Consider the following 22487-nt stretch of genomic DNA (forward strand, 5'->3'; position numbering starts at 1 on the left):
CCGATGCAGCAGGCGGACCGTCTCGGTCCCAGCCGGCTGATTCGGTGTCCGCGGTGCGCGCGACTTCGGCACGCCGTTCCTGTGGGACCGGACGAGCGGTAAGCGGCACCGATGACAGTGGGCGCGGGCCCCGCCGATTGTGGCGGGCCCGCGCCCACTGCGTATCCTCGCTACGTGCTTCTCTCAGACAAGGACATCCGGGCCGAGATCGACGCCGGACGGGTGCGCATCGATCCCTACGACGAGTCGATGGTTCAGCCGTCGAGTATTGATGTGCGTCTCGACCGGTACTTCCGGGTGTTCGAGAACCACAAGTACCCGCACATCGACCCGAGCGTCGAGCAGTCGGAGCTGACGCGGATGGTGGTGCCGGAGGGCGACGAGCCCTTCATCCTGCACCCCGGTGAGTTCGTGCTCGCGTCGACGTACGAGGTCATCTCCCTGCCCGAGGACCTCGCCTCGCGCCTCGAGGGCAAGAGCTCGCTTGGTCGCCTCGGCCTCGTCACGCACTCCACGGCCGGATTCATCGACCCCGGCTTCAGCGGCCACGTGACGCTCGAACTCTCGAACCTCGCGACGCTCCCCATCAAGCTGTGGCCGGGCATGAAGATCGGCCAGCTGTGCATGTTCCGGCTGTCCTCACCCGCCGAGTTCCCGTACGGCAGCGAGCGCTACGGTTCGCGGTACCAGGGACAGCGCGGCCCGACCGCCTCCCGTTCCTTCCTCAATTTCCATCGGACCCAGGTGTGAGCAGCAGCAACATGAGTGATGTGGCGCCCGTGCGCGAGAACCTTACGTACGAGAAGTTCGGTGTCGCCATGCGCGAGCTCGCGCAGACCATCGCCGACGACGGGTACCGGCCCGACATCATCCTCAGCATCGCGCGCGGCGGCGTCTTCGTCGCCGGCGGGCTCGGGTACGCGCTGGACGTGAAGAACATCCATCTTGTGAACGTGGAGTTCTACACCGGTGTGGGCACCACCCTGGAAATGCCGGTCATGCTCGCGCCCGTGCCGAACGCGATCGACTTCAGCGACAAGAAGGTGCTCATCACCGACGACGTCGCGGACACCGGCAAGACGCTGAAGCTCGTCCACGACTTCTGCCTCGACACCGTGGCCGAGGTCCGCTCGGCCGTCGTCTATGAGAAGTCCCACTCGCTCGTGAAGTGCGAGTACGTGTGGAAGCGGACCGATGAGTGGATCAACTTCCCGTGGAGTGTCGAACCGCCGGTCGTGAAGCGGGACGGGCAGGTTCTCGACGCCTGAGCACGCGTCGGATGCACGAAATGAGGGGCCCCGCGGGGCCCCTCATTTCGTGTGCCGGAAGGCGCTGGCCGGGGACGTCTAGAACGTGCCGAGCTTGATGATCGAGAGCAGGGCGATCAGTTGGATCGCGGATGCCGCGAGCGCCTTCGGCCAGGGGAGGTCGTGGGACTTGGAGACCATCGTGGTCAGCAGGGCGCCCGCCGCGACCCAGGTCGCCCAGCCGATCAGCTGGACGAACATCGCGTCGCCGCCGAGGAACATGCCGAAGAGCAGGCGCGGGGTGTCGGTGAGGGAGGCGATCAGCATGGACAGGCCGACCGTGGGCTGCCAGGCGCCGTCGCCGCCGAGCTGGCGGGCCAGCGTGTGGGTGACCACGCCGAGCACGAAGAAGCTGAGCGTGATCGCGATGCCGGTCGTCAGGACATAGGGGATCGCCGAGGACATCGTGGCGTTGATGACGTCCTCGCGGGCGCCGTCGAAGCCGAAGATCGCCAGGAGCCCGTAGAGGAACGTGACGATCAGGGCCGGGCCCCACATCGCGTAGTCGCGCATCTGGAGATACGTCGGCGCGGGGCGCAGGACGACCCCGGACAGCAGCGGCTTCCAGTGCAGGCGGGGGCCGATCGGTCCGGCCGGGGCGGCCGCGCCCGCCTGGTAGGTGGAGCCCTGGCCGTACGCGTACGGGTCGTCGCCCGGGTTCACCGAGAACGCCTGGGTGTGACCGGGGTTGTTCGCCGCGTACGGGTCGTGGGCGCGGGGCGCGTTCGGCTCGCCGAAGTACTCCGGCTCGCCGTGCCCGCCGTTCGGCTGCGGCCACTGCTGCCGTTGTTGCTGCTGTTGCGGTTGCCCGTACCCGTGTTGCTGCTGCTGAGGGGGCCCGTACGGAGGGTGCCCCTGCGGCGCTTCGCGGTTGTCCCGGCCGCGTCCGTTCCTGAATCCAGCCACGTACTCGAACGTACCTGGTTTCCGTGAACGGAATGCCGGGCCCGGGGTTCGGGCCCGGCATTGCGGCTGACCTGTGACATCCCTTAAGGGGCGGGCCCGGGGCGGTCTCAGGGTTGGAGGAGGGCGTCGACCGGGACGGCGTCGGCCGATGCCGCTCCCGTCGTGGTGATGCCGGAGGACGCGCCGGGCAGCCGCAGCGAGCTGAAGCCTCCCGACGCGTACAGGTCGGCGTACCGGTCGCCGTCCGTGTCGCGCAGCCGGACCAGGCCGCCGAATCCGTCGTACGACTCCAACGTGCCCGGCACGCCTGGGCTGTTGCGGGCGAACCACTGGGAGCCGGTGCCGGACAGACCGCTCGCCCGGCCCTTGAGGACGTGGACGCCGCCCGCGTTGTCCTTGCCGTCGATGGCCTCGTTGCTCACGCCGATCGCCAGGTCCTGGTAGCCGTCGCCGTTGACGTCGCCCGCCGAGATCGAGGAGCCGAACTCGTCGTAGTTCTCGGGGGTTCCGGCCATGCCGCGCGACGCCTGGGTGATGCGGGTGCTGTCGGCGGGGCCGGTGGACGAGCCGTACCAGAGGCTGACGCGGCCCTTGTGCTTCGAGTAGAGGGCGGTGCCGATGGCGATGTCGCCGTAGCCGTCCTTGTCGAAGTCGGCGATGACGCCGTCGCCGCCGCGGTCGGCGCTGCCGCCGTCGCCGGACTCGGACTCGAGGCGCAGGGTCTTGCCGGAGGTGAGCGAGGAGCTGCCGCCCTTGATGAACCAGGCGTCCGAGGCCACGTACGAGGACGTGACGACGTCGCCGATGATCACGAGGTCGGTCTTTCCGTCGCCGTTGACCTTCCCGGGGATCAGGGCGGTGGAGTAGAAGGACGACGTCTTGTCGAGCTTGGTGACCGCCCCGGTGGTGCCGGAGCGGGTGAGCGGGCCGCGGTAGACGTAGGTGACGGAGCCGTTGATGACGGCCAGGTCCTGCTTGCCGTCGCCGTTGAAGTCGCCGGTCGCCAGGTCCTTGCCCATGGCGTTGTGCGAGCCGGGTTTCTTGTTCGGCAGGGTGGTGCCGGTCGACAGGCCCGTGGGAGAGCCCCACAGGAGGGTGACGGAGCCCTGGTCGGCGCCCGCCGCGCCGTTCTCGCCGGTCGCGGCCACGGCGAGGTCGCCGTATCCGTCGCCGTCGAAGTCGGCCGCGGCCCGCACCTCTCCGAACATGTCGTCGGCCTCGTCGGCGCCGGGTACGCCGGTGCTCGCCTGGCTGATGCGCTTGGTCGTGGTGCCGGGGCCGTTCGCTGTACCGGACACGACGGCGACGCTGCCGCCGCCCTTGGAGCTGTAGCTCGCGTACGCGTAGTCGCGATAGCCGTCGCCGTTGAAGTCGTCGGCGTACTTCGCGGGGGCGGCCGACGCCGTTGTGGCCGGCGTCAGCAGGGCGGCGGTGAGCACGGTGCCGATCGCGAGGGTGAGCCGTAGGCGGGTGGTGCGGGCGGGCGGACGTACGGCGTGAGCCATGGGGTGCACTCCGGGGACGTGGACGCGGCGGCGGGCCCGCCCCCGTGGGGCGGGCCCGCGGGCCAAGTGGAATGTGGGGGAGGTCAGTTGGCGGCGTTTGCGGCGAAGAGGGGGGAGGCGTCCGTGCTCACGCCGGCGGCCGACGTGGAGATGGAGCGGGAGCCGGTCGTGGTGAGCTTGGTGCCGTTGGACGGGAGGTAGGTCAGGGCGCCGTTGCCGCCGTTCTCGCCGAGGGCGCCGACGACCAGGTCCGCCTTGCCGTCCTTGTCGGCGTCGGCGAGCTTCACCTCGCCGCCGAAGTAGTCGTTCTTCTCGTCGCTGCCGGGGACGCCGGCCGTGGACTGGGCGAAGAACTGGGTGCCGGAGGTGGTGTTCAGGCCGTTCGCCGAGCCGTAGAGGACCGTGACGGAGCCGGTGTTGACGACGCCGCCCAGGTTCTCGCCGGGCGCGCCGACGGCCACGTCGACGTAGCCGTCGCCGTTGACGTCGCCGACGGCGAGCTCGCTGCCGAACCAGTCGCCGCGCTCGGAGCCGCCGGGCACGCTGCCGGTGTCCTGCGAGATGTCCGTGGCGGCGGCCGGACCGGCCTGGGAGCCGTACGTGACGTGGATCTGGCCGCCGGTGACGGAGCCCGGGACCGTGACGGTGCTGCCGTCCGCGTTCTTGAGGTCCGGGTCCCACTCCTGACCGGTGACGATGTCGCCGAAGCCGTCGCCGTTGACGTCGCCGATGCCGGTGATCATGCCGCGCTTGAGCTGCTGGGCGCCGGACGTGGTCAGGCCGGAGGCGGAGCCGGGCACGTAGTAGTTCGTGTTGTAGCCCATGTCGCTGCCGGTCTCGTAGCCGTTGACGACGAGGTCGGAGCGCTTGTCGCCGTTGACGTCACCGGCGAACAGGTTGAGCGGGCCCGCGTCGCCGCCGCTGACGATGGCGGGGCGGACGGTGTAACGGCCGCCCAGGGAGGCGGACTTGGCGGTGCCGCCCTTGAAGACGTAGACCGTGGCGGAGGACGAGCCGATGGCGAGGTCGTCCTTGCCGTCGCCGTCGAAGTCGCCCGCGGCGAGGGAGTCACCCCACTTGTCGTGCGAGGAGACGGCCGGGTCGGTGATGGTGGTGCCGCCGGACAGGCCGGAGGCCGAACCCCACAGCACCGCCACGGTGCCGCCGTTGGCGTCGTCGCCGACCTTCTCGTGCGGCGCGGAGACGGCGAGGTCGTCGAAGCCGTCGTGGTTGAAGTCGCCGTACGCGCTGACCCAGCCGAAGCCGTCGGCGGTCTCGGACGTGCCGGGGACACCGCTGCTGTTCTGGCTGAAGGTGGCGCGCTCGGTGGCGGTGACGCCGCTCGCCGAGCCGTACAGGGCGACGATGTTCCCGGCGCCCTTCTTGCCGGAGACGGTGGCGTCACCGGCGGAGACCGCGACGTCGCCGTAGCCGTCGGCGTTGAAGTCGGCCTGCGGGTGGTGCACGGAGTCCGCGGCGCCTGCGGTGCCCGCGGAGGCGGCGAGGAGACCGCCGGTGAGGGCGGCCGCGGCGGCCGTCGCGAGGGCGAGGCGGATGCGGGCGGAGGTGCGTCTGTGCTCGGTCATGCGTGTGGTGATCCTTTGCGTGGCGCTCCTGCGGCGGAGCGTGGTGTCGGTGGGGACGGCCGGGCCCTGAGCGGGCCGCGGGCCGCCCGTCGGGTCAGTCCGTGAAGTTGGCGCCCAGGAGGGGGGTGCCGGTGGCGGAGACACCGAGGGTCGAGGTGTAGATGCCGGAGGACGCGGCGAGGGAGCCGTCGGCCTTGAACTTGACCGGGTAGACGGCGCCGTTGGAGCCGTTCTCGCCCGCGGCGCCGATGTACGCCTCGTCGCGTCCGTCGCCGTTGAGGTCGTCGAGGTGGACGTCGGAGCCGAAGAAGTCGCGTGCCTCGTTGCTGTTGGGCACGAAGGCGTTGTTCTGCTCCAGGAACACCGAGCCCTGACCGGTGATGCCGGTGCCGTCGGCCTTGCCGTACATGACCCACGCGGCACCGGTGTTGGCGCCGCCGGTCAGGTCCTCGTCGGGCGCCCCGACCACCAGGTCGAGGTGGCCGTCGCCGTTGACGTCGCCGAGGTCGACCTCGGCGCCGAAGGCGTCGCCGGCCTCGCTGCCGCCGGCCACGCCGGCGGTCTCCTGGGTGAGGGTGGTGCGGGTGGCGGCGGGGCCGGCGCCGGAGCCCTTGACGATGTAGACGGCGCCGCTGGTGTCCTTGCTGTTGCTGTTGGCCCAGTAGTTGCCGACGACGATGTCGTCGTAGCCGTCGCCGTTGGTGTCGCCGAGGTCGGTGATGACACCGCTCGGCAGGCGGACCGCGCCGGAGGTGCTGGGGCCCGAAGCGGTGCCGGGCAGCCAGAAGTTGGCGTTGGTGCCGTTGTCCGCCGCGTAGCCGTTGACGATCAGGTCGTCCTTGCCGTCGCCGTTGGCGTCGCCCGAGTGCAGGTTCCAGACGCCGGCGCCGGTGTCGCTGATGACGGGGACGGTGACGACGCCGCGGTGGGGGTTGTCGCCGGTGCGCGAGAAGGGGCCGTCGAGGACGTCGACGGTGTTCTTGTTCTTGGCGCCGATCGCGAGGTCGGTGGAGCCGTCGCCGTCGAAGTCGCCCGCCTCGATGGGGCCGCCGAAGCCGTCGTGGGAGCTGGGGCGCGGGTCGTCGATGGTGGTGCCGCCCGTCAGGCCGGTCGGCGAGCCCCACAGGATGGCGGCGGTGCCGCCGTCGGTGTCCGAGCCGACGTCCTCGCCCGGGGCGGCCACCGCCAGGTCGTCGTATCCGTCGCCGTCGAAGTCGCCGTACGCGGAGTCGGCGCCGAAGTAGTCGCCGGTCTCGGCGGTGCCGGGTACGCCCGCGGTGTTCTGGCTGATGGTGACGGTGCGGGTGCCGGTGGCGGAGCCGTAGAGCACGGCGATCTGGCCGGCCTGCTTGTGCCCGTTGACGTAGGCGTGGGAGGCGCTGACCGCGAGGTCGCCGATGCCGTCTCCGTTGAAGTCCGCGTCGGCGTCGGCCTGGGACGCGGCCGGGGCGGCGGCCGCGGAGCCCGCCGCGGCCGTGAGGACGCCGCCGGTCAGGGCTGCCGCCGTGGCGGTGGCCATGGCGAGCCGGAGGCGGGTCTGGGAGGGAGCAGGCGTGCGTCTGTGCTTGGCCATTCGGTTGGCTCCTGCGGGAAGGGGACGCCTGGCGGGCGTCCCGTCAACGGGGTGCCGTTCGCGGGGTGTTGGCCGGGAGTTGCCCCGGCCGTGACCTCGCGGTCGGCTAACAGGAGACCGTTGGTGGGGCGGGAGGGTTGTACGTGGCGACGGAGTTTTTGCAGGACAGGAGCCGGTTGCTGAACGCTGGGGTGGAGAGCCGGTTGCTGAACTCTGCCGTGGAGGACTAGTTGCTGAACTCCGCTGTGGAGAACGTGAGCTGTGGGGTGTCCGATACGAGCGTGGCGGCGCGGTTGCCCGTCAGTACGGTCACCGTGTCCGTGGCGCCCGTGGTGCCCGTGGTGTGTTGCAGGACGAGGTCGTCGCGGCCGTCCCCGTCGTAGTCCGCGACCGCGATCACGTGGCCCTTCGCCGGGGCCCTGCGGGGCTCGCCCGGACCGATGAGACCGATGAGGTGGACGCCGTCCGAGGCCGCGTCCGACACGGCTAGTTCGTCGCGGCCGTCGCCGTTCAGGTCCGCCGCTGCGAGCCGGTCGCCGGTGACCCGGACCGTGCGGGTGGCCCGGCCCCCGGGCGCGTACAGCTTGAGGCCGGCCTCGCCGAGGACCGCCGCTCCGAAGCGGCCGAAGACCGCGTCCGTGCCCGCCGGGTACGTGGCGCCCTTGGTGAAGCCGCCCGGGCCGCCGAGGGCGACGGCGGAGCGTGCCGTGCCCGCGTGGGCGCGGACCAGGACGTCGTCGGTGCCGTCGCCGTCCAGGTCGGCGGCGGGGCCCGTCGGCACGTTCCCGGAGGCCTGCGCGATGCGGGCGGTGCCGCGCGGGGCGCCGGCGCGGGTGAACGGGCCCGGCAGCACGCTGAGCCGTCCCCCGCTCGCGTGCACGACCAGGTCGTTCCTGCCGTCGCCGTCGAAGTCACCGCACACCGGCTGGTCCGGCCACTCGTTGCCGAACCGGGCGCGCGCGGGGATCTTCAGCGTGACGCCCTTGCCGGAGATCCCGGTGGGCGAGCCGAAGAGGATCTGGAGCGGGACCGGCGGCATGCCCTGGCCGTCGTACGGCGGGTCCGTCGACACCACGAGGTCGGCGTATCCGTCCCGGTCGAGGTCGCAGCTCGCCTCCGAGGCGAACGTGGCCGGGGCCTGCCCCTTGACCCGGGCCGCGTACTTCGCCGGGGTCAGCAACAGCCGGGTCCCGGCGACGAGTCCGTGGTGCTTCCTGCCGTAGACGACGCCGATGCCGGGGTCGTCGCCGAGCCCGTCGTGCGCGAGGTCGTCGAGGACGAGGTCGGGGGCGCCGTCGCCGTTGAAGTCGCTCGGGAGCCTGCTGCCCTTGCCGCGCGGGACCGGCAGCGGCGCGCTCCGCTGTTGCTCGCCCGCCACGGTCGCGGGGCGGTGGGTGCCCGCGCTGTCGCTGTCGTGGCCGCCGCACGCCGTGAGCGCGGCGGCGAGCAGCACGGCGCACAACGCAGCGCCGCCACCTCTTCGTACGCCGGATCTTTGTATGTGCCCCGGTATCAACAACGCCCCCGCCCCTCCCATGAGTTCACAACTTCCACATGATGGCAGGGGCAAGGAAGGAAACGTCAGCGCAGGGACGTCCCGAATGCGATGCCCGCTCCCGGCAGGCCGAAGTCCGCGCCGTTGAACGAGGTCGCGCCCGTCGTCGTCGGGTACGGCGACGAACCCTTCAGCACCGTGACGGCGCCCGCGTCCGCGGCCGAGCCGATGTCCTCGCCGGACGCGGCGACGGACAGGTCCGCGCGGCCGCCTCCGTTGATGTCCTTGAGCCGGACGGTGGAGCCGAAGCGGTCGCCGGTCTCGGCGATGCCCGGCACTCCGCTGGTCTCCTGGTGGTAGGAGCGGCCCGCCTCGATGGAGCCCGCGGAGCCCTTGAGGACGACGACCGAACCCGTGCCCCGCACGCCGTCGACACTCTCGCCGGGCGCGCCGACCGCGACCTCGTCCCGTCCGTCGCCGTCCACGTCACCGACGGAGACGGAGGCACCGAACCGGTCCTCGGCCTCCGTCGCTCCCGGGATCCCCGGGCTGTCCTGGGTGACCTTGTCCATGCCCTCCATCTCGTCGGTGAAGATGGTGGATCCGCCGTAGAACACCCAGACCGAGTTGTCGGCGGCCTGCCCGGTGACGAGGTCGGGGTAGCCGTCGCCGTTCACGTCGCCGGTGGCGGCGGCCTCGGTGGTGGAACCTGCGAACTGACCGTCGATCCGCCCGGAGTGGTAACCGATGTCGCCGGGCCCGCCGTCGACCCACCCCGTGTAGGGGCTGCCGTCGGCGTTCTTGCCGTAGAGGACGTACGTGTACGTCTTCCCGGCGCCCTTGCCGTGGAACTGGTCGGCGGTGAGGCCCTCCAGCGTCACGCCCTCGGGCACGAACCCGACCTCGGGCGCGTAGGCGTCCTCGGGGGCGTTGCTGTCCGAGTACCACCAGTACTTCTTGGCGCTGACGACGGCGAGCTGCGCGTGGTCGTCGCCGTCGAGGTCGACGAAGACGGCGCCCTCGCCGAAGCGTTCGTCGTCGGCGGAGGGCGCGTGGTAGACGGTGGCGCCCTTGCTGAAGCCGTTCGGGCCGCCCCACACCACGTTCAGCGAGCCGCCCGCCCAGTCGGTGACCCGCTCGCCGGGGGCGCCGACGATCAGGTCGGCGTACCCGTCGCCGTTGACGTCACCGCTGGTGACGTTCTCCCCGAACTCGTCCTCCTGCTCGGTGACTCCAGGTACGCCGGAGGTCTCCTGCGTGATCGTCACGGCCTTGCCACTGCCCACCCCGGACGAGGAACCGAACGTCACCGTCACGGCGTTGGCCTTCGGCGTGCCGATGGCGAGGTCGCGGTACCCGTCGCCGTTGAAGTCGTCCTTCAGGGTGCTCGCCGCGGAGGCGGTCCCCGCGAGGGGGAGGGTGAGGCCGCCCGCGGCGAGGGCGGCCACCCCGGCGACCATGGCGATTTTCTTGAGGCGCACGTCAACTCCAGCGTTGGATGGGGCAGTTGTTGTCGGTGGTCGCTGGTGTGACGGATGGGGGCCGGTGAATGGTTGTACGCGGGGCGCCCGGTCGTCGATCAGTCGTCGGCCGGGCGCCGACCGTGCGTCGATCAGTCGTCGATCGCCGCGCCGAACCGCGCGTCCGTGGCCGGGCCGCCCAGCGCCCCCGCCCCGTACGTCCACGACCCGGCCGCCGTGATCCCGCCGGACCCCGCGGAGAACACCCACACCACACCGTCGTTGGTGTTCTCGCCGGGCGCCGCCGCGAGGAGGCCGAACCGCCCGTCGTCGTTCGGGTCGGTGAAGGAGACCTGGCCGCCGAACTTGTCGCCCTTCTCGGCCGCGCCGGGGACGTCCGCCGAGTTCTGGTTGAAGTCCCGTACGTCGCTGGTCCGCAGGCCGAGCGAGGTCCCCCGCATCACCGTCACGGCGCCCGCGTCGGCGACCGTCCCGATGTCCTCGCCGGGTGCGCCGATCGCGACGTCGGCGAACCCGTCACCGTTCGTGTCGCCGACGGACAGGTCTGCGCCCCAGCCGTCGCCCTTCTCCGCGGTGCCGGGCACGCCGTCGGAGTCCTGCGTCCACCACTGCGGTTCCCCGGTGAGGCCCGAGGCCGAGCCGTAGTGGACGCCGACCATGCCGCCCGTCGTCCACGGGCCCCCGTCGTCGGGGCTGTTCGGCTCGCCGGTGACGAGGTCGTCCTTGCCGTCGCCGTTGACGTCACCGGAGGCGGCGACCGGGCCGCCGCGCAGCGTGAGGTTCGGCAGCGGGTCGGCGTCGGCGGCCGTGCCGGGGATGACGTACGACCAGCCGTCGCCGGACTCGTCACCGACCGAGAGGCCGGACACGACGAGGTCGGCGAAGCCGTTGGCGTCGTAGTCGCCGGTGGACAGGGACTTGGGCTGGATGCCGGTCGGCGCTGCCAGGGTGGCGGCGCGTGCGGTGGCGCTCGGCGCCTTGCCCTTCGGGGCGGCAGCCTTCGGTGCCTTGGGTGCGAAGTCGGTCCGGGAGTCGCGGACCAGCTTCTTCGTCGCGCCCGCGGTGGATCTGGCGGCGGGCGCGGCCTCGTAGCGGAAGATCGCGAGGCCGACCGAGTCGAGGACGGCGAGCAGGTCGCCGTCGCCGCCGTCGGTGAACCGGGCGGCGGCGAGCGACGAGCCGAACTTGCCGCCCGTGGCGGGCTCGTCGGCCTCAAGTCCCGTGCTGGCGCTGCCGACCAGGCCCTTGGGCGTGCCCCACAGGACGACGCCGCCGCCCGAGTCGGTCACCGTCCCGAGGTCCTCGCCGGGGGCGCCGACGATCGCGTCGTCGTAGCCGTCGCCGTCGAGGTCCCCGGTGGCGACGGCCTGCCCGAACGCGTCGCCCTTCTCGGCGGCTCCGGGCACCCCGGTCGTGTTCTGGCTGAGGACGGCGGCGCGGGAGGTCCCCATCCCGGTCGATGCGCCGTACTGCACGGTGACGATCCCGGCCCCGGCGTGCCCGCCGACGGTGGCGCCGGGGGCGCCGACGAGCACGTCGTCGTAGCCGTCGCCGTTGAAGTCGGTATTGCGGTCGTTGGCGCGGGTGCTGCCCGGTGTACCCGCGTACGCGGACGGGGCGGCGGCGATGAACGTACCGGTGAGAAGAAGGAACGAGGCCGCCGCGAGGGCGGCCGAACGGTTCTTGCGCACGTGCGGCTCCTTGGCTGAAGGATGACCGGGCAGCGCGGGGGGATGGCCGGAAAGGGCCCGTTCCTCGTCCGGCGCACCGTTTGACACGGGATGGGCCGGAAGGGTTGTACGGGACGCAACAAGTGATGTGGGCACGCCGCACAAGCCCCCGTACAAGTCCCCGTACAAGCGAAGAGGGCACCCCGTCGTGAACGGGGTGCCCTCAAGTGACGTACGGGACCGGTTACTTCACCGGCTCCGGCTCCGGCGCGTCCTCGGTCTCCGCCTCGCCCGCCGGGTCGACCGGCGTCTTGACGGAGTCGAGCAGCAGCTGGGCCACGTCGACGACCGTGACGGACTCCTTCGCCTTGCCGTCGTTCTTCTTGCCGTTGACGGAGTCCGTCAACATCACCAGACAGAAGGGGCAAGCAGTCGACACGATGTCCGGGTTCAGCGAAAGCGCCTCATCGACACGCTCGTTGTTGATGCGCTTGCCGATCCGCTCCTCCATCCACATGCGGGCACCACCGGCGCCGCAGCAGAAGCCGCGCTCCTTGTGGCGGTGCATCTCCTCGTTGCGGATGCCCGGGACGCTGGCGATGATCTCGCGCGGCGGGGAGTAGATCTTGTTGTGACGGCCCAGGTAGCACGGGTCGTGGTACGTGATGATGCCCTCGACCGGCGTGACCGGCGTCAGCTTGCCCTCGTCGACCAGGTGCTGGAGCAGCTGCGTGTGGTGGATTACCTCGTAATCCCCGCCGATCTGCGGGTACTCCTTGCCGATCGTGTTCAGGCAGTGCGGACAGGTCGCGACGATCTTCTTCGCCGTACGAGGCTTCTTGGACTCCTCGGTGACCTTGCCGTCCTCGTCGTACTCCTCGCCGAACGCCATGTTGAGGGACATGACGTTCTCCTGGCCGAGCTGCTGGAACAGCGGCTCGTTGCCGAGGCGGCGGGCGGAGTCACCGGTGCACTTCTCGTCGCCGCCCATGATCGCGAACTTGACGCCCGCGATGTTGAGCAGCTCGGCGAAGGCCTTGGTGGTCTTCTTCGCGCGGTCCTCGAGGGCGCCGGCGCAGCCGACCCAGTAGAGGTACTCGACCTCGGTGAGGTCCTCGATGTCCTTGCCGACGACCGGCACCTCGAAGTCGAGCTCCTTGAGCCACTCCAGGCGCTGCTTCTTCGCCAGGCCCCAGGGGTTGCCCTTCTTCTCCAGGTTCTTGAGCATCGTGCCCGCCTCGGACGGGAACGCGGACTCGATCATCACCTGGTAGCGGCGCATGTCGACGATGTGGTCGACGTGCTCGATGTCGACCGGGCACTGCTCGACGCAGGCGCCGCAGGTGGTGCAGGACCACAGGACGTCCGGGTCGATGACGCCGTTCTCTTCGTGCGTGCCGATCAGCGGGCGCTCGGCCTCCGCGAGAGCGGCCGCCGGGACGTCCTTGAGCTGCTCCTCGGTGGCCTGCTCCTCGCCCTCCATGGACTTGCCGCCACCGGCGAGCAGGTAGGGCGCCTTGGCGTGCGCGTGGTCGCGCAGCGACATGATGAGCAGCTTCGGGGAGAGCGGCTTGCCCGTGTTCCAGGCGGGGCACTGCGACTGGCAGCGGCCGCACTCGGTGCAGGTGGAGAAGTCGAGCAGGCCCTTCCAGGAGAAGTGCTCGACCTGGGAGACGCCGTAGACGTCGTCCTCGCCCGGGTCCTCGAAGTCGATCGGCTCGCCCTTGGAGGTCATCGGCTGCAGCGCGCCGAGCGCGACGTCGCCGTCGGCCTGACGCTTGAACCAGATGTTGGGGAAGGCGAGGAAGCGGTGCCAGGCGACACCCATGTCGGTCTTCAGGGCGACCGTGATCATCCAGATGAACGAGGTCGCGATCTTCACCATCGCGGTGAAGTACACGATGTTCTGCAGCGCGCCGAGGCTCAGCCCCTTGAAGGCCAGGACCAGCGGGTACGTGACGAAGAACGACGCCTCGTAGTGGTCGAGCCCGTGCATCGTCGCTTCGAGTGCGTGCAGCACCAGGATGCAGACGCCGATGATCAGGATGACGGCCTCGACGAAGTACGCCTGGCCGAAGTTCGAGCCCGCGAAGCGGGACTTGCGGCCCGCCTTGTTCGGCTTCGACAGCTGGCGGATCACGATCAGCGTGAGGATGCCCAGCGACGTCATCAGGCCGATGAACTCGACGAAGATGTTGTACGGCGCCCACTCGCCGATGATCGGCAGCAGCCAGTCGGCCTGGAACAGCTGGCCGATGGCGTTCACGATCGTCAGGATGAGCGAGAAGAAGCCGACGGCGACGAACCAGTGCGCGAAGCCGACGATGCCCCACTTGTTCATGCGGGTGTGGCCGAGGAACTCCTTGACCACGGTGACGGTGCGCTGCACGGGTTCGTCGGTACGCGTCCCCGCGGGGACGTTCTGGCCGAGCCGCACGTAGCGGTAGATCTGCGCGATGGCTCGGACGAACAGAGCCACGCCGACGACGATCAGGGCCAGCGACACGATGATCGCGGCGAGTTGCATTTGGGGGCTCCTCGGGCCTGCGTTACTAAGCGGTAACTTAGGTTGTCCGTCTGAGACTACCCACTTACCAGTGCGCAATGTAGTCGCCAGGCTGGTGATCTGTGTCGCGCAGGTACCCCTGTGCGGATCATCCGTGGATCACCGCTGGGCCCCAAAGCGGATCGTGTTATTCACCCCATATTTGGACATAACGGAATAACTTATGGGGATGAGCGCACCGTTGACGACCGCACCCTCCATGACCGCACCTTTGACATACCTGGTCACCGGTGGCGCGGGCTTCGTCGGCTCGCACCTCACCGATGCGCTGCTTGCCGAAGGACACACCGTCGTCGTCCTCGACGACCTCTCCACGGGCGACCGCGCCAACCTCGCCGCCGCCTGGCCGAGCCCCCGGCTCCGCTTCGTGCGCGGCTCGGCCCTCGACGCCCGGCTCGTGACCGAACTCGCGGGCCGGTGCGATGCGGTGGTCCATCTGGCGACGGAGGGGGCCGGCCCCGTCGTCGAGGCCGCCCGGCAGCACGGCCGCCGCCTGCTCCTCGCCGCCACGGGAGCCGCGGGCGAGGCCCTCGACGGCGACGTGACCGTGGTCCGCCTGTACGACACCGTCGGGCCGCGCCAGTCGCCCGCGTCCGGCGCCCTCGTGCCGCGCCTCGCCGAGCAGGCGGTCGCGGGCCTGCCGCTCGTCATCCACGGCGACGGCACCCGACGGCTCCGCTTCACGCATGTCGCCGACACCGTCGACGCGCTGCTGCGGCTGCTCGCCGAGCCCGCCGCGTCGGGCCGCGCCTTCGACGTCAGCGGCACGCAGGAAACAGCCGTCGCCGACCTGGCGGGCGTCATGGTGGAACGTTCCGGCACCCCCTCCCGGCTCCGCTTCGTCCCGTACGGGTCCGTTCCTGACGAGGAAGTACGCGCGGAAGTGCGCGCGCCGGAGGCGGGCCCCCTGCGGGAACTCACCGGATGGGAGCCCGCGTTGGGGCTGCTCGACATCGTGGACGCGGCCCTCGTCGACGCGGGCGGCGCGTTCGGCGTGGTCACGACCGCCGGGGCCAGGGTCTGACCATGAGGATCGCCGTCGTCCACGGTTTCGGCGCCCCGGGCGGCGAGGACGAGGCCGTCCTCGACCAGGTCGCCGCGCTCACCCGCGCAGGACACGAGGTGCGTCTCGTCGCGGCGAACGGCCGTGGCCGCGACCCCCTCGCCACGCTGCGGGCGTTCGGTCCGGACGTCGTGCACGTCCACAACCTGTACCCCGCCTTCGGCCGCGCCTGGATCACCGAGTGGACGGGCCCGGTGGTCGCCACCCTGCGGCACGGGCCCCACCGCGGCTCCCGGTTCGCCGCGCTGACGTTCCCGTGGGCGGCGCGCGGCGGGCTGCGGCAGGACCCGCTGCTGCGACGGGCCGACCGACTCGTGGTCCTCTCCGAGGCCAGTCGGGACGCGTGCGCGCGCGCCGGGCTGCCCCGCGAACGCCTCGACGTGGTGCCCGACTTCGTACCCACGGTCGCGGAACCGGAGGTCGGGGCGGGCGGGGTCGACGGGGGCGGCGGTGCAGGCGGGGCCGGTGACGCCTGGGTGTGCGTCGGGCCGCTCGCGCCAGGGCGGGGCGTGCTCGAACTGCTGCGCCGCTGGCCCGCGGGTGAGCGCCTGGACGTGGTCGGGGCCGGGCCGCTGGAGGGGCGGTGCCGGGCGGCGGCGCCCGCGTCGGTGCGGATGTGCGGGGCCGTGGGGCGGGGGGAGCTGAGGCGGGCGCTTCCGGGATATCGGGGGATCGTGCTGCCGGGGCGGGCGCGTGGGGCGGTGCCGCTCGTGTACGCGGAGGCGCTCGCGGCGGGGCTGCCGGTGCTGGCCTTCGAGGGGGCCGGGGCGTCGGCGGTGCCGCGTGCCGTACGGTCCGAGGGCACGGGTACGGTCACCACCCCGGACGCGCACCTTCCCGGCGCGCTCGACGTGGCCGCCAAGATCTTCCCGACGCTGCGGGAGCACTGCCGCGCCGTGTACGCGAAGCGGTACGGGGAAGGCGCCTGGACCGAGCGCACCGAGTGCCTCTACGCCTCGCTCGTAGCGTAATCACCTCCGTACGAGCACATGACACTTCACAAAAGCCCAGGTCAGAGCTGTGTCTCCAGCGGTCTGCCGATAAGGGCAGGATAAAACTTGAGTGGGTGGGACTCAGGTCTGTTGACGCCGAGGGGGAGGGTGTTGCAGTCTTGAGCCAGTTCCACTCAAGTAGGTAGCTGGAGGAATCGAAATGGCACGTGCGGTCGGCATCGACCTGGGCACGACTAACTCCGTCGTAAGCGTTCTGGAGGGCGGTGAGCCCACCGTCATCGCGAACGCCGAGGGCGCCAGGACCACGCCGTCCGTCGTCGCTTTCGCGAAGAACGGCGAAGTGCTGGTCGGCGAGGTTGCGAAGCGCCAGGCGGTCACGAACGTGGACCGGACCATCCGCTCGGTGAAGCGCCACATGGGCACCGACTGGAAGATCGACCTGGACGGGAAGGACTTCAACCCGCAGCAGATCTCCGCGTTCATCCTGCAGAAGCTGAAGCGCGACGCGGAGTCCTACCTCGGCGAGAAGGTCACGGACGCGGTCATCACCGTCCCGGCCTACTTCAACGACTCCGAGCGTCAGGCGACGAAGGAAGCCGGCGAGATCGCGGGCATGAACGTCCTGCGCATCGTCAACGAGCCGACGTCCGCGGCCCTGGCCTACGGCCTGGACAAGGACGACCAGACCATCCTGGTCTTCGACCTCGGTGGCGGCACCTTCGACGTCTCGCTCCTGGAGATCGGCGACGGCGTCGTCGAGGTGAAGGCCACGAACGGCGACAACCAGCTCGGCGGTGACGACTGGGACCAGCGCGTCGTCGACTACCTGGTCAAGCAGTTCAACAACGGCCACGGCGTGGACCTGGGCAAGGACAAGATGGCGCTCCAGCGCCTGCGCGAGGCCGCCGAGAAGGCGAAGATCGAGCTGTCCTCCTCCACGGAGACCACGATCAACCTGCCGTACATCACGGCCTCCGCCGAGGGCCCGCTGCACCTGGACGAGAAGCTCACGCGCGCCCAGTTCCAGCAGCTCACGTCGGACCTTCTGGAGCGCTGCAAGACGCCGTTCCACAACGTCATCAAGGACGCGGGCATCAACCTGTCCGAGATCGACCACGTCGTTCTCGTCGGTGGTTCGACCCGTATGCCGGCCGTCGCCGAGCTGGTCAAGGAACTGACCGCGGGCAACGAGGCCAACAAGGGCGTCAACCCGGACGAGGTCGTCGCCATCGGCGCCGCCCTCCAGGCCGGTGTCCTCAAGGGTGAGGTCAAGGACGTCCTGCTCCTCGACGTCACCCCGCTGTCCCTCGGCATTGAGACCAAGGGCGGCATCATGACCAAGCTGATCGAGCGCAACACGACGATCCCGACGAAGCGTTCGGAGATCTTCACGACGGCCGAGGACAACCAGCCGTCGGTGCAGATCCAGGTCTACCAGGGCGAGCGCGAGATCGCGGCGTACAACAAGAAGCTCGGAATGTTCGAGCTGACCGGTCTGCCGCCGGCCCCGCGTGGTGTCCCGCAGGTCGAGGTCGCGTTCGACATCGACGCCAACGGCATCATGCACGTCACGGCCAAGGACCTCGGCACGGGCAAGGAGCAGAAGATGACCGTCACCGGTGGCTCCTCGCTGCCGAAGGACGAGGTCAACCGGATGCGCGAAGAGGCCGAGAAGTACGCGGACGAGGACCACGCCCGCCGCGAGGCCGCCGAGTCCCGCAACCAGGGCGAGCAGCTCGTCTACCAGACGGAGAAGTTCCTCAAGGACAACGAGGAGAAGGTTCCCGCCGAGGTCAAGACCGAGGTCGAGGAAGCCGTCACCGAGCTGAAGGAAAAGCTCAAGGGCGAGGACTCGGCCGAGATCCGCACCGCCACGGAGAAGGTCGCCGCCGTCTCGCAGAAGCTGGGCCAGGCCATGTACGCCGACGCCCAGGCCGCGGGCGCCGAGGCCCCCGGTGCGGACGCCCCGCAGGGTGACGCCAAGGCCGACGACGACGTCGTGGACGCCGAGATCGTCGACGAGGACAAGGACCGCAAGGACGGTGCCGCGTGACGGAGGAGACCCCGGGCTTCGAGGAGAACGAGAAGCCTGACGTCCCCTCCGGCGCCACCCCCGACGACGCCGAGCCGCAGGCCGCTCCCTCCGACACGGAGGGGGCGGCCCCGGCCGGGGACTCAGCTTCCGCATCGGACGTTGCCCTGACCGCACAGCTGGACCAGGTGCGCACCGCGCTCAACGAGCGCACCGCGGACCTCCAGCGCCTGCAGGCCGAGTACCAGAACTACCGGCGCCGTGTGGAGCGGGACCGCGTCACGGTCAAGGAGATCGCCGTCGCGAACCTCCTGACCGAGCTGCTTCCCGTTCTCGACGACATCGGCCGTGCCCGTGAGCACGGCGAGCTCGTCGGCGGCTTCAAGTCGGTGGCCGAATCCCTGGAGACGGTCGCCGCGAAGATGGGCCTTCAGCAGTTCGGCAAGGAGGGCGAGCCCTTCGACCCGACCGTGCACGAGGCCCTGATGCACTCCTACGCGCCGGACGTCACGGAGACGACCTGCGTGGCGATCCTGCAGCCGGGTTACCGGATCGGCGAGCGCACCATCCGCCCCGCGCGGGTGGCCGTGGCCGAGCCGCAGCCGGGTACGCAGGGCAAGTCCGAGGACGCTGCCGAGTCGGCCGACGCCAAGGGCGACGAGAAGGACAACGGTGGCCCGGAAGAGGGCTGACGTCGTACACGTACTGATTGATGTGAGTGAGGAGGGACGTCGAGGCCGATGAGCACCAAGGACTTCATCGAGAAGGACTACTACAAGGTCCTCGGCGTCCCGAAGGACGCCACCGACGCCGAGATCAAGAAGGCGTACCGCAAGCTCGCCCGCGAGAACCACCCCGACGCCAACAAGGGCAACGACAAGGCGGAGGAGCGCTTCAAGGAGATCTCCGAGGCGAACGACATCCTCGGTGACCCCAAGAAGCGCAAGGAGTACGACGAGGCGCGCGCCCTGTTCGGCAGCGGCGGGTTCCGTCCGGGACCCGGCGGCGCGGGCGCGGGCGGCTCGTTCAACTTCGACCTGGGCGACCTCTTCGGAGGCGGCGCCCAGGGCCAGGGCGGTCCGGGCGGCTTCGGCGGCGGCATCGGCGACGTGTTCGGCGGCCTGTTCAACCGGGGCGGCGCGGGCGCGGGCACGCGTACGCAGCCGCGCCGGGGCCAGGACATCGAGTCCGAGGTGACGCTGAGCTTCACCGAGGCCGTGGACGGCGCGACGGTACCCCTCCGTATGTCGTCCCAGGCTCCCTGCAAGGCGTGCTCCGGCACCGGCGACGCGAACGGCACACCGCGCGTGTGCCCGACCTGCGTCGGCACCGGACAGGTCTCGCGGGGCGGCGGTGGCGGCTTCTCCCTCACCGACCCGTGCGTGGACTGCAAGGGCCGCGGCCTGATCGCCGAGACGCCGTGCGATGCCTGCAAGGGCAGTGGGCGGGCGAAGTCCTCCCGCACCATGCAGGTCAGGATCCCCGCGGGGGTCTCGGACGGCCAGCGCATCCGGCTCCGCGGCAAGGGCGCTCCCGGTGAACGGGGCGGCCCCGCGGGCGATCTGTACGTCGTCGTGCACGTCGACGCGCACCCGGTCTTCGGCCGCAAGGGCGACAACCTCACCGTCACCGTCCCGGTGACGTTCACCGAGGCGACGCTCGGCGCCGAGGTCAAGGTGCCCACGCTCGGCGGCCCGCCGGTCACCCTGAAGCTGCCCCCGGGCACGCCGAACGGGCGGACGATGCGGGCCCGCGGCAAGGGCGCCGTCCGCAAGGACGGCACGCGCGGAGACCTGCTGGTGACGGTCGAGGTGGCCGTCCCCAAGGACCTTTCGGAGGACGCCCGCGACGCCCTCGAGTCGTACCGCAAGGCGACTGAGGACACCGATGTGCGGGCAGAACTGTTCAAGGCCGCGAAGGGAGCGTGAATGTGATGGACGGGCAGCCCGGCCGTCGGCGCCACAACCCGTACGAACTGACCGACGAGACGCCGGTGTACGTCATTTCGGTGGCGGCACAGCTGTCCGGCCTGCATCCACAGACCCTGCGCCAGTACGACCGCCTCGGCCTGGTCTCGCCCGACCGCACGGCCGGGCGCGGCCGGCGCTACTCGGCGCGCGACATCGAACTGCTGCGTACGGTGCAGCAGTTGTCGCAGGCCGAGGGCATCAACCTGGCCGGCATCAAGCGCATCATCGAGCTGGAGAACCAGGTCGCCGCGCTGCAGTCCCGGGTCGCCGAACTCTCCTCGGCAGTGGAGAGCGCGGCCTCCGCGATCCAGCAGCGCGAGGCGGCGGTGCACGCCTCGTACCGCCGGGACCTGGTCCCGTACCAGGAGGTCCAGCAGACGAGCGCGCTGGTGGTGTGGCGGCCCAAGCGGTCGTCCGAGCAGTAGCCCGCACTCACGCGTGAAGGGCCCCGGGGGCGTTGTCCCCGGGGCCCTTTCGTATGCCGCAGGATGGAGTCATGACCGAGATCCGCACCCCCCGCCTCCTCCTGCGCCGCTGGCAGCCGGACGACGACCTCGCGCCGCTCGCCGAGATCCAGGCCGACCCGGCCGTGATGAGCCGGATCGGCGACGGCACCCCGCGCTCCCTCGACGAGACCGCCGAGGACATCGAGCGCTGGGAGGAGGAGTGGGACGACGAGGGCTTCGGGGTCTTCGCCGTGGAACTCCTCGGCTCCGGCGAGCTGGCCGGCGCCGTCGGCCTGTACGTGCCGGACGCCCCCGAGCAGGTGGCGGGGCACATCGGCATCCAGTGGCGGCTCGCGCGGCAGTTCTGGGGCCAGGGGTACGCGTCGGAGGCGGCGCAGACGACCCTGGAGTTCGCGCTTCAGGACCGTGGCATCGACCGGGTCGTGGCGGTCACCGCGGAGGGCGACACATCGTCGGCGAAGGTCCTGGCGAAGCTCGGGATGGACGTCACGGGCGACGCCGACGGCGCCCGGCTGTACGCCATCGACCTCAGCGAGTACCAGGGCTGACCGGAACCCGGAGCCGGACACCGGCACCTGTGAAATTCCTGTGCGGCAAGCGCGGACACCTTGCGAAGGTGTCCGGTATTCGCCGTCTTCGGCTTCATGTGAAGAAGTAATGGCCCCGTTTTCGTTGCGGTGTGGCTTCACCTATTGACGGTCCCCGGGCGGGCGAGTTGGCTTCGAGCCACCTCGGCCGCACCGTCGCGGCCACGTCAGGGAGGTATCCGCACATGAACACGCGTATGCGTTGCGCCGCCATGGCCGGCGCCGCATCCGTCCTGGTCGTCTCGCTCTCGGCCTGCGGTGGCGTGCTGCCGGGTGGCGACAGCGGACCCAGCGCGTCCGCCACCAAGGGCAACGATGTCAAGATCGGTCTGCTGCTTCCGGAGAAGGAGACCGCCCGCTACGAGAAGTTCGATCACCCGATATTCGAGCGTCAGGTGGCGAAGCTGACGTCCGGCAAGGGGGAACTGGTCTACGCCAATGCCAAGCAGGACGCGGCGCTCCAGCGCAAGCAGTTGCAGGAGATGATCGCCGCGAAGGTCGACACGATCGTCGTCGACGCCGTGGACGCCAAGGACATCGCCCCGGCCGTGCGCAAGGCGAAGGACGCGGGCGTCCACGTCATCGCGTACGACCGGCTCGCGGAGGGGCCCGTGGACGCCTACGTCGGCTTCGACAACGAGCTCGTCGGGCAGACCCAGGGCAAGGCGCTGATCACCGCACTCGGCGGGACCAAGGCCACCAAGCGCGACAAGGTCGTGATGATCAACGGCTCGCCCAGCGACCCCAACGCCGCGCAGTTCAAGTCCGCCGCCCGCGTGGAGCTCGGCAACGCCGTCACCGTCGCGAAGTCGTACGACACCGAGGGCTGGAAGCCGTCCAACGCCAAGGCCAACATGGAGCAGGCCGTCGACGCGCTCGGCGTGGACAACATCGCGGGCGTGTACGTCGCCAACGACGGGATGGCCGGCGGCGTGATCGCGGCCCTGAAGGAGGTCGGCGTCCGCGAGATGCCGCCGATCACCGGGCAGGACGCCGAACTCGCCGCCGTGCAGCGGATCCTGGACGGCGAGCAGTACATGAGCGTCTACAAGCCGTACCCGGACGAGGCGCAGACCGCCGCCGAGATGGCCGTGCGGATCTCGCAGGGGCGCGACATCGAGTTCGAGGCGCTGGCGATGGACCGCACCGACAGCCCGACCACCAAGCAGATCAGGACGGCGAGCGTCAGCGTCGTCGCGCTCACCAAGGACAACATCAAGAGCACCGTCGTCAAGGACAAGATCTTCAAGGTGTCGCAGATCTGCACGGCGAAGTACGCACAGGCGTGCGCGGAGGCCGGGTTGAAGTAGCCGTCGGGCGGGGTCG

At 70.5% G+C, this 22487-nt stretch carries 18 protein-coding genes; 10 read left to right on the top strand and 8 right to left on the bottom strand.

From position 1 onward, the window contains the following. The first annotated feature begins 174 nt into the window (after positions 1-174). Together dcd and ACOKM3_RS22495 are read left to right on the top strand one after the other, a co-directional pair. Positions 175-750 carry a dCTP deaminase gene (dcd, locus tag ACOKM3_RS22490; protein WP_385763353.1) on the top strand — a complete coding sequence of 192 codons (576 nt, stop codon included), beginning with the start codon at positions 175-177 and terminating at the stop codon, positions 748-750. 11 nt (positions 751-761) lie between these two features. After that, on the top strand, positions 762-1268 hold the full coding sequence (locus ACOKM3_RS22495; protein ID WP_328633022.1) for a phosphoribosyltransferase: 507 nt from the start codon (positions 762-764) through the stop codon (positions 1266-1268). Positions 1269-1346: 78 nt separating this feature from the next. Here the strand turns inward: ACOKM3_RS22495 and ACOKM3_RS22500 are convergent, their stop codons facing one another. The 8 genes from ACOKM3_RS22500 to ACOKM3_RS22535 all read right to left on the bottom strand — a co-directional run bounded on the left by ACOKM3_RS22500 (position 1347) and on the right by ACOKM3_RS22535 (position 14050). Continuing rightward, complete coding sequence (locus ACOKM3_RS22500) at positions 1347-2213, bottom strand: Yip1 family protein (RefSeq protein ID WP_426902845.1); 867 nt, start codon at positions 2211-2213, stop codon at positions 1347-1349. 107 nt (positions 2214-2320) lie between these two features. After that, complete coding sequence (locus ACOKM3_RS22505; RefSeq protein WP_426902846.1) at positions 2321-3718, bottom strand: FG-GAP and VCBS repeat-containing protein; 1398 nt, start codon at positions 3716-3718, stop codon at positions 2321-2323. Between the two features lie 83 nt (positions 3719-3801). After that, complete coding sequence (locus ACOKM3_RS22510; protein WP_426902847.1) at positions 3802-5304, bottom strand: FG-GAP-like repeat-containing protein; 1503 nt, start codon at positions 5302-5304, stop codon at positions 3802-3804. A gap of 94 nt (positions 5305-5398) precedes the next feature. Continuing rightward, complete coding sequence (locus ACOKM3_RS22515; protein ID WP_426902848.1) at positions 5399-6877, bottom strand: FG-GAP and VCBS repeat-containing protein; 1479 nt, start codon at positions 6875-6877, stop codon at positions 5399-5401. A 226-nt stretch (positions 6878-7103) separates the two neighbouring features. Continuing rightward, positions 7104-8339, bottom strand: a complete 1236-nt coding sequence (locus tag ACOKM3_RS22520; protein WP_426902849.1) for an FG-GAP repeat domain-containing protein — start codon at positions 8337-8339, stop codon at positions 7104-7106. 119 nt (positions 8340-8458) lie between these two features. Continuing rightward, complete coding sequence (locus ACOKM3_RS22525; RefSeq protein ID WP_426902850.1) at positions 8459-9853, bottom strand: FG-GAP repeat protein; 1395 nt, start codon at positions 9851-9853, stop codon at positions 8459-8461. A 131-nt stretch (positions 9854-9984) separates the two neighbouring features. Further along, positions 9985-11544 (bottom strand): esterase, encoded by a 1560-nt coding sequence (locus ACOKM3_RS22530; RefSeq protein ID WP_426902851.1) that lies wholly within the window; start codon positions 11542-11544, stop codon positions 9985-9987. Between the two features lie 223 nt (positions 11545-11767). After that, positions 11768-14050, bottom strand: coding sequence for a (Fe-S)-binding protein (locus tag ACOKM3_RS22535; RefSeq protein ID WP_426902852.1), 2283 nt, complete (start codon positions 14048-14050; stop codon positions 11768-11770). A gap of 208 nt (positions 14051-14258) precedes the next feature. Between ACOKM3_RS22535 and ACOKM3_RS22540 the strand changes: the two genes are divergently transcribed. The 8 genes from ACOKM3_RS22540 (at position 14259) to ACOKM3_RS22575 (ending at position 22471) form a co-directional block, all read left to right on the top strand. After that, entirely contained in the window at positions 14259-15113 is an 855-nt protein-coding gene (locus ACOKM3_RS22540; RefSeq protein WP_426902853.1) for an NAD-dependent epimerase/dehydratase family protein, read from the top strand. Between the two features lie 2 nt (positions 15114-15115). Further along, entirely contained in the window at positions 15116-16123 is a 1008-nt protein-coding gene (locus tag ACOKM3_RS22545; RefSeq protein WP_426902854.1) for a glycosyltransferase family 4 protein, read from the top strand. Positions 16124-16304: 181 nt separating this feature from the next. After that, a complete protein-coding gene (gene dnaK, locus ACOKM3_RS22550; RefSeq protein WP_426902855.1) occupies positions 16305-18158 on the top strand; it encodes a molecular chaperone DnaK in 1854 nt (617 codons plus the stop codon). Then, complete coding sequence (gene grpE / locus ACOKM3_RS22555; protein ID WP_426902856.1) at positions 18155-18829, top strand: nucleotide exchange factor GrpE; 675 nt, start codon at positions 18155-18157, stop codon at positions 18827-18829. Before dnaK ends, grpE begins: the two co-directional genes overlap by 4 nt. A gap of 48 nt (positions 18830-18877) precedes the next feature. Next, positions 18878-20065, top strand: a complete 1188-nt coding sequence (gene dnaJ / locus ACOKM3_RS22560; RefSeq protein ID WP_426902857.1) for a molecular chaperone DnaJ — start codon at positions 18878-18880, stop codon at positions 20063-20065. A gap of 5 nt (positions 20066-20070) precedes the next feature. Continuing rightward, positions 20071-20532 (top strand): heat shock protein transcriptional repressor HspR, encoded by a 462-nt coding sequence (locus ACOKM3_RS22565; protein ID WP_426902858.1) that lies wholly within the window; start codon positions 20071-20073, stop codon positions 20530-20532. Between the two features lie 71 nt (positions 20533-20603). Further along, positions 20604-21122, top strand: a complete 519-nt coding sequence (locus ACOKM3_RS22570; RefSeq protein WP_426902859.1) for a GNAT family N-acetyltransferase — start codon at positions 20604-20606, stop codon at positions 21120-21122. Between the two features lie 224 nt (positions 21123-21346). Next, positions 21347-22471, top strand: a complete 1125-nt coding sequence (locus ACOKM3_RS22575; protein ID WP_426902860.1) for a sugar ABC transporter substrate-binding protein — start codon at positions 21347-21349, stop codon at positions 22469-22471. The last annotated feature ends 16 nt before the right edge of the window (positions 22472-22487 follow it).

This window comes from Streptomyces nidicola (assembly GCF_050106155.1).
GTDB lineage: Bacteria > Actinomycetota > Actinomycetes > Streptomycetales > Streptomycetaceae > Streptomyces.

Excerpts from the sequence above, each read along its gene's own strand:
- ACOKM3_RS22505 (WP_426902846.1), bottom strand. The coding sequence starts at position 3,718 with ATGGCTCACGCCGTACGTCCGCCCGCCCGCACCACCCGCCTACGGCTC.
- ACOKM3_RS22515 (WP_426902848.1), bottom strand. The coding sequence starts at position 6,877 with ATGGCCAAGCACAGACGCACGCCTGCTCCCTCCCAGACCCGCCTCCGG.
- dnaK (WP_426902855.1), top strand. The coding sequence starts at position 16,305 with ATGGCACGTGCGGTCGGCATCGACCTGGGCACGACTAACTCCGTCGTA.
- ACOKM3_RS22510 (WP_426902847.1), bottom strand. The coding sequence starts at position 5,304 with ATGACCGAGCACAGACGCACCTCCGCCCGCATCCGCCTCGCCCTCGCG.
- ACOKM3_RS22535 (WP_426902852.1), bottom strand. The coding sequence starts at position 14,050 with ATGCAACTCGCCGCGATCATCGTGTCGCTGGCCCTGATCGTCGTCGGC.
- ACOKM3_RS22575 (WP_426902860.1), top strand. The coding sequence starts at position 21,347 with ATGAACACGCGTATGCGTTGCGCCGCCATGGCCGGCGCCGCATCCGTC.
- ACOKM3_RS22540 (WP_426902853.1), top strand. The coding sequence starts at position 14,259 with ATGAGCGCACCGTTGACGACCGCACCCTCCATGACCGCACCTTTGACA.
- dnaJ (WP_426902857.1), top strand. The coding sequence starts at position 18,878 with ATGAGCACCAAGGACTTCATCGAGAAGGACTACTACAAGGTCCTCGGC.
- ACOKM3_RS22570 (WP_426902859.1), top strand. The coding sequence starts at position 20,604 with ATGACCGAGATCCGCACCCCCCGCCTCCTCCTGCGCCGCTGGCAGCCG.
- ACOKM3_RS22565 (WP_426902858.1), top strand. The coding sequence starts at position 20,071 with ATGGACGGGCAGCCCGGCCGTCGGCGCCACAACCCGTACGAACTGACC.
- ACOKM3_RS22545 (WP_426902854.1), top strand. The coding sequence starts at position 15,116 with ATGAGGATCGCCGTCGTCCACGGTTTCGGCGCCCCGGGCGGCGAGGAC.
- ACOKM3_RS22495 (WP_328633022.1), top strand. The coding sequence starts at position 762 with ATGAGTGATGTGGCGCCCGTGCGCGAGAACCTTACGTACGAGAAGTTC.